Origin of the sequence: Inquilinus limosus MP06 (assembly GCF_000767795.1) — a bacterium.
Lineage (GTDB): Bacteria > Pseudomonadota > Alphaproteobacteria > DSM-16000 > Inquilinaceae > Inquilinus > Inquilinus limosus_E.
The window spans coordinates 1-4,573 of sequence record NZ_JANX01000515.1 but is presented as its reverse complement, the minus strand read 5'-3'; the positions used below and the strand labels follow the sequence as shown (position 1 = coordinate 4,573).

Annotated in this window: 5 protein-coding genes; all 5 read right to left on the bottom strand. The window is 72.2% G+C overall.

Annotated elements, in window-relative coordinates; genetic code table 11:
• The coding region (locus P409_RS27310; protein ID WP_034845818.1) for a GntR family transcriptional regulator at positions 1-464 on the bottom strand (464 nt) is incomplete at its 3' end.
• Positions 465-471: 7 nt separating this feature from the next.
• Complete coding sequence (locus P409_RS27305; RefSeq protein ID WP_034845816.1) at positions 472-906, bottom strand: protein tyrosine phosphatase family protein; 435 nt, start codon at positions 904-906, stop codon at positions 472-474.
• 11 nt (positions 907-917) lie between these two features.
• Positions 918-1,796, bottom strand: a complete 879-nt coding sequence (locus P409_RS27300; protein WP_238578789.1) for a DMT family transporter — start codon at positions 1,794-1,796, stop codon at positions 918-920.
• The gene (locus tag P409_RS27295) at positions 1,796-3,589 is read right to left on the bottom strand and encodes an ATP-binding cassette domain-containing protein (RefSeq protein ID WP_034845814.1); all 1,794 of its coding nucleotides are present in this window, start codon (positions 3,587-3,589) and stop codon (positions 1,796-1,798) included. The genes P409_RS27300 and P409_RS27295 overlap by 1 nt, the downstream gene beginning before the upstream one ends.
• Before the next feature lie 67 nt (positions 3,590-3,656).
• Positions 3,657-4,433, bottom strand: coding sequence for an ABC transporter ATP-binding protein (locus tag P409_RS27290; RefSeq protein WP_034845812.1), 777 nt, complete (start codon positions 4,431-4,433; stop codon positions 3,657-3,659).
• Between the last annotated feature and the right edge of the window lie 140 nt (positions 4,434-4,573).

Below are 4,573 nucleotides of genomic sequence, written 5' to 3'. Positions count from 1 at the left end.
ACGCCGATGCCGCGCAGATGGCGCTGCACCAGTCGACCCCAGGCGCGCTCGGTGGCCGGGTGCATGCCGCAGAAGCCGGCGGCGAAGGGCACCGTCTCGCTGCGCCAGGCCGGGGCCGCGGCGGCCCGGCCGGGGCTCTCCGCCGGCGTGGGGGGCACCCCCTCCTCCGCCTCGATCCCGGCGGCGACATAGGTGCCGGCGCCGACCCGGCCGGCGACCACGCCCTCGGCCTGCAGCTGGTCATAGGCGGTGACCACGGTGGTGCGCGACACGCCGAGCCGGTCGGCCAAGATCCGGGTCGCCGGCAGCCGCGTGCCGGCCGGCACCACCCGGCGGGCGATCAGGTCGCGCAGCGCCAGATGCAGCTGCTGGAACAGCGGCCGCCGGTCCTCCGGATCGAGCCCGATCTCGATCAGGTCGATCCAGGAGACCGGGCGGTCCTTGACCGGCTGCCGGCCCGCCATCCCGATCTCACCCCTGGCGCAGACGCGCCACCAGGTCCGGCAGGGAGGCGATCTGGAAGCCCTTCTCCGCCGCCTCGGCGACGAGATCGCCGGCGTCGCGGCGGCCGGCCAGGACCTCGCCCGCGGCCCAGAGCAGGGTCGAACGGGTGCCGCTGCGGCAATGCATCACCACCGGCTTCGGCGCCAACTCCAAAGCCTGCTGCATCGCCTCGATATCGCCCGGCGCGATCGAGGAGGAGGTGACCGGGATATGGATATAGGTCAGGCCCAGCCGCTCGGCCTCCGCCCGCGCCTGCTCGGCCGGCAGCTGGCCCGGCTCCTCGCCATCCGGCCGGTTGTTGATCAGCGTCTTGGCGCCCGAGGCCGCGATCTCCGCGATCGCCGCGCTGTCCACCTGTGCCGTCGCGTACAGCTCGGGCGCGACTTCCGTCAGCTTGGCCATGGTCTTCCCTCTCACGTGACCTGCGCCTGGGCTTCGACCGCCTTGGGCCGGCGCAGGATGATGATGCCGACGCCGATCAGCGTGGCGATGCCGCCGATCAGCAGCGTCCAGCTGGCCGGCTCGTCCAGGAACAGCACGCCCGACAGCACGCCGAACACCGGCACCAGCAAGGTATAGGGCATGGTCTGGTTGACGGAATAGGTGCGCAGGAGGCGGTACCAGATGGCGTAGGAGAAGATCACCACGACCACCCCCTGGAAGGCCACCGCCATCCACGCCCACCCGCTGGCCCGGGTCACCGCCTGCCACTGGCCGTCCTCGAGCAACAGGGAAACCACCAGCAACATCGGCGCGGCGAACAGCGACATCCAGCCATTGATGGTGGAGGGGTCGAGATCCGTCATCCGCTTCATCTGGATGTTGGCGGCGGCCCAGACGATCGCCGCCAGCACGATCAGCCCGATCGCCCACAGGGCCGAGCTGTGGCGCGGCTCGCCCGCCAGGATGGCGACGCCGCCGATGGCCACCGCCATGCCGAGCGCCCGGCGCCAGCCGATCCTGTCGCCGAAGAACAGCATGGACATGGCGGCCGAGGCCGGCACCTGCACCTGGATGACGATCGCCGCCACCGCGGCGTCGACATGGGCGAGGCCGGTGAACATCAGCGAGAAGTGGGTCAGCCCCAGCATCACGGACAGGATCAGCACGTCGCGCCAGCGCCCGCGCGGCATGCGCACGAAGGGCACCAGCAGCAGGGCGACCAGCCCGAAGCGCAGCGCCATGAACAGCAGCGGCGGCAGCTCCGCGAGGCCGTATTTGGCGATCACGAAGTTGTAGCCCCAGATCAGCATGACGCCGACGGCCAGCAGCAGGTCGACCGGCCGCATCATCAGGCGCCGAGCTCCTCCGCCAGGGAGGCGAGCTCGAGCCAGCGCTCCTCCGCCGCCTCCTTCTCCGCCCCCGCCGCGGCCAGCCGGGCGCTCTTCCTGGCGAAGCCGTCCGGGTCGCGGGTGTAGAGGGCGGGATCCTCCAGCGCCTTGCCGAGCTGGGCGATCTCGGCGGTCAGCGCCTCGATCTTGCCGGGCAGCAGGTCGAGCTCGCGCTGGTCCTTGAAGCTGAGCTTGGTGCGCGGCTTCGAAGCCGGGGGTTTGGCCGCCGGGGCGGAGCGCGTGGCCGGAGCCGGAGCCTGCACTGCCGGGCGCTGGCGCAGATAGTCGGTGTAGCCGCCGACATATTCCGTCACCCGGCCCTGGCCCTCGACCGCGATCACCGAGGTCACCAACCGGTCGAGGAAGTCGCGGTCATGGCTGACCAGGATCAGCGTGCCCTGGAAATCGGCCAGCACCTCCTCCAGCAGGTCCAGCGTCTCCAGGTCCAGGTCGTTGGTCGGCTCGTCCAGGATCAGCAGGTTGCTGGGCCGGGCGAACAGCTTGGCCAGCAGCAGGCGGCCGCGCTCGCCGCCCGACAGGCTCTTCACCGGGCTGAACATGCGCGAGGAATCGAACAGGAAGTCGGACAGGTAGGAGGCGATGTGCCGCTTCTGGTCGCCGACCTGGACATGGTCGCCGCCATGCGGCAGCAGCACGTCGCGCAGCGTCGCCTCGGGGTCGAGCGCGATGCGGGTCTGGTCGTAATAGGCGGGTTCCACCCCCGGCCCCAGCCGCACCGTGCCGGAATCGGGCGGCTCGGCCTCGGTCAGCACCTTGACCAGGGTCGACTTGCCGGCGCCGTTCGGGCCGATCACGCCGATCCGGTCGCCGCGCAGCACCCGGGTGGAGAAGTCGCGGACGATGACGGTGTCGCCGAAGGCCTTGGACACGCCCTCGGCCTCGATCACCCTTGCCGCGCCACGGGCGGCCTCGGCGATGCCCAGCGCCGCCACGCCCTGGCGGGCGATCTGCGACCGCCGCTCGGCCCGCATGGCATAGAGCGCGCGCAGCCGGCCCTGGTTGCGCTTGCGCCGGGCGCTGATGCCCTGGCGCGACCAGGTGGTCTCGGTGGCGATCTTCTTGTCCAGCCGCGCCCGCTCCGCCTCCTCCTGCGCCAGGATGGTCTCGGTCCATTCCTCGAACTGGGCGAAGGGCTTGTCCATCTGCCGCAGCACGCCGCGGTCGATCCACCAGGCGCGCTGCACCAGCGCGTTGAGGAAGGCGCGGTCGTGGCTGATCAGCAGCAGCGCACCGCGCCAGGCCTTGAGCTCGCCCTCCAGCCATTCGATGGTCGGCAGGTCGAGATGGTTGGTCGGCTCGTCCAGCAGCAGCACGTCGGGCTCGCCGACCACGGCGGCGGCGATGGCGGCGCGCCGCCCCTCCCCGCCCGACAGGGTGCCGGTGGATCGGTCGCCCTCCAGCTTCACCGCGGCCAGCACCTGCTCGACCCGCCAATGGTCATGGGCGCGGTCGGCCGGCAGGGCGGAGGCGACATAGTCGGTCACGGTGGCGTGGGCGGACAGGTCCGGCTCCTGCGCCAGATAGGCGATGCGGACGCCCGGCTGGACGAAGCGTTCGCCGCCGTCGAGGTCGATGGCGCCGGCCAGCGCCTTCAGGATGGTCGACTTGCCGCTGCCGTTGCGGCCGACCAGGCAGGCCTTGTCGCCGGCCGAAAGCGCCAGGTCGACGCCGGTCCAGAGGGGCGTGCCGCCGAAGGTGACGGCGGCGTTGCGGAGGCCGAGCAGGAGGGTCATGTGCCGAGGATCCGAGAGAGGCCGCCCTTGTCGCAACTCCGGCCGGGCTTGACCAGCCCCGGATTGGTCATGCCTGCCCGACCGGGCTGACCACCCGGCGGCCGGCGGGCGTGCGCTCGACCGTCAGGGCCACGCCGTAGAGCCGGGTCAGCCGCTCCGGCGTCAGCACCGCGTCGACCAGCCCGGCCTCGAACCGGCCGCCCGGCTCCAGCACCGCGACCCGGTCGGCGACGGCGAAGGCGTGCTCCGGCTCATGAGTCGAGACCAGCACCGCCAGCCCGTCGGCCGCCAGGGCGCGGATCCGGTCCAGCACCCGCAGGCGATTGCCGAGGTCGAGGCTGGCCGTCGGCTCGTCCATCACCACCACCCCGGCCTGCTGGGCCAAGGCGCGGGCGATCAGCGCAAGCTGGCGCTGGCCGCCGGAGATCCGGGTCGAGTCCCGCGGCGCCAAAGCGGCGATGCCGAGGGTGTCAAGAGCCTGCATGGCGATGTCGAGATCGGCCTGGCCGGGCGTGGCGAAGGCGCCGAGCGCCGCGGTCCGCCCCATCACCACCAGGTCGAGCACGCTGTAGGCGAAGTCACCGGGATAGGCCTGCGGCACATAGGCGACGCGGCGGGCGACCGCCGCCGGCCGCAGCCGGTCCAGCACCTCGCCGCCGACCCGGACGGTGCCGGCCAGCGGCGGGAGCAGGCCCAGCAGCGTCTTGAACAGCGTGGTCTTGCCGACGCCGTTGGGGCCGAGCAGGCAGGTGACCGTGCCGGCCTCCAGCGCCAGGTCGATGCCGGCGGCGACGGCCGAGCCGCCATAACCGATGGTGAGGTCTTCGGCGGAGAGCGCGGTCACGGCAGCCGCCTCCGCGGGATGGGATCGCCGCCGCTATCGAACCCAAGCTCAACGAGTCCCCCCTCCCCTTGCGGGAGGGGGCTAGGGGGAGGGGGTTCCCTCCGGCAGGAACCAGCCCCGGCTGCTCTGGCCCTGCCAAC

What these genes read in the sequence shown, in the direction of transcription:
- P409_RS27305 (WP_034845816.1), bottom strand. Translation starts at nt 906, where the DNA reads ATGGCCAAGCTGACGGAAGTCGCGCCCGAGCTGTACGCGACGGCACAG.
- P409_RS27300 (WP_238578789.1), bottom strand. Translation starts at nt 1,796, where the DNA reads ATGATGCGGCCGGTCGACCTGCTGCTGGCCGTCGGCGTCATGCTGATC.
- P409_RS27295 (WP_034845814.1), bottom strand. Translation starts at nt 3,589, where the DNA reads ATGACCCTCCTGCTCGGCCTCCGCAACGCCGCCGTCACCTTCGGCGGC.